Annotated in this window: 1 rRNA gene; it reads right to left on the bottom strand. The window is 49.5% G+C overall.

Annotation, left to right across the window (positions count from 1 at the left end):
- Positions 1-72: 72 nt before the first annotated feature.
- A 16S ribosomal RNA gene (locus IV80_RS09895) occupies positions 73-1,650 on the bottom strand.
- Between the last annotated feature and the right edge of the window lie 141 nt (positions 1,651-1,791).

The following is a 1,791-nucleotide window of genomic DNA, read 5'->3' as shown; positions in this document are numbered from 1 at the left end:
TTTGAGAGTAAACCTCTCAAAACTAAACAAAGTTTCGACAATGTGTAGGTTTCCGTTTCTAAATATCCTTAGAAAGGAGGTGATCCAGCCGCAGGTTCTCCTACGGCTACCTTGTTACGACTTCACCCCAATCATCTGTCCCACCTTAGACGGCTAGCTCCCGAAGGTTACTCCACCGGCTTTGGGTGTTACAAACTCTCATGGTGTGACGGGCGGTGTGTACAAGGCCCGGGAACGTATTCACCGCGGCATGCTGATCCGCGATTACTAGCGATTCCAACTTCGTGCAGGCGAGTTGCAGCCTGCAGTCCGAACTGAGAACGGTTTTAAGAGATTAGCTTAACCTCGCGGTCTCGCAACTCGTTGTACCGTCCATTGTAGCACGTGTGTAGCCCAGGTCATAAGGGGCATGATGATTTGACGTCGTCCCCACCTTCCTCCGGTTTGTCACCGGCAGTCTCACTAGAGTGCCCAACTTAATGCTGGCAACTAATAATAAGGGTTGCGCTCGTTGCGGGACTTAACCCAACATCTCACGACACGAGCTGACGACAACCATGCACCACCTGTCATTCCGTCCCCGAAGGGAACGCCTAATCTCTTAGGTTAGCAGAAGATGTCAAGACCTGGTAAGGTTCTTCGCGTAGCTTCGAATTAAACCACATGCTCCACCGCTTGTGCGGGCCCCCGTCAATTCTTTTGAGTTTCAACCTTGCGGTCGTACTCCCCAGGCGGAATGCTTAATGCGTTAGCTGCAGCACTGAAGGGCGGAAACCCTCCAACACTTAGCATTCATCGTTTACGGCATGGACTACCAGGGTATCTAATCCTGTTCGCTACCCATGCTTTCGAGCCTCAGCGTCAGTTGCAGACCAGAGAGCCGCCTTCGCCACTGGTGTTCTTCCATATATCTACGCATTTCACCGCTACACATGGAGTTCCACTCTCCTCTTCTGCACTCAAGTCTCTCAGTTTCCAATGCACTTCTTCGGTTAAGCCGAAGGCTTTCACATTAGACTTAAAAGACCGCCTGCGCTCGCTTTACGCCCAATAAATCCGGATAACGCTTGCCACCTACGTATTACCGCGGCTGCTGGCACGTAGTTAGCCGTGGCTTTCTGGTTGGATACCGTCACTGCATGAGCAGTTACTCTCACACACGTTCTTCTCCAACAACAGAGTTTTACGACCCGAAAGCCTTCATCACTCACGCGGCGTTGCTCCATCAGACTTGCGTCCATTGTGGAAGATTCCCTACTGCTGCCTCCCGTAGGAGTCTGGGCCGTGTCTCAGTCCCAATGTGGCCGATTACCCTCTCAGGTCGGCTACGTATCACTGCCTTGGTGAGCCATTATCTCACCAACTAGCTAATACGCCGCGGGTCCATCCAGAAGTGATAGCCGAAGCCATCTTTTAAACGAAAACCATGCGGTTTTCGTTATTATGCGGTATTAGCATCTGTTTCCAGGTGTTATCCCCCGCTTCTGGGCAGGTTACCCACGTGTTACTCACCCGTTCGCCACTCACTTTATGGTTAAAATCATCTTCGATGCAAGCATCTCTAATTCATTTAACGAAAGTGCGTCCGACTTGCATGTATTAGGCACGCCGCCAGCGTTCATCCTGAGCCAAGATCAAACTCTCATATTATACTTGAGTTTTTAAAAAGCTCGTTTGTTGTTTCATTGTTTAAAGCGAATTGACTTCGCAAATTGTTTGCTTCAAAATTCTCATTTGAAGACCCTACACATTTTGTTTCGTCGAAACTTTGTTCAGTTTTCAAAGGTCTAC

It is taken from the genome of Pediococcus cellicola (assembly GCF_001438655.1).
Taxonomy (GTDB): domain Bacteria; phylum Bacillota; class Bacilli; order Lactobacillales; family Lactobacillaceae; genus Pediococcus; species Pediococcus cellicola.
This window is presented reverse-complemented; position numbering and strand designations above follow the sequence as displayed.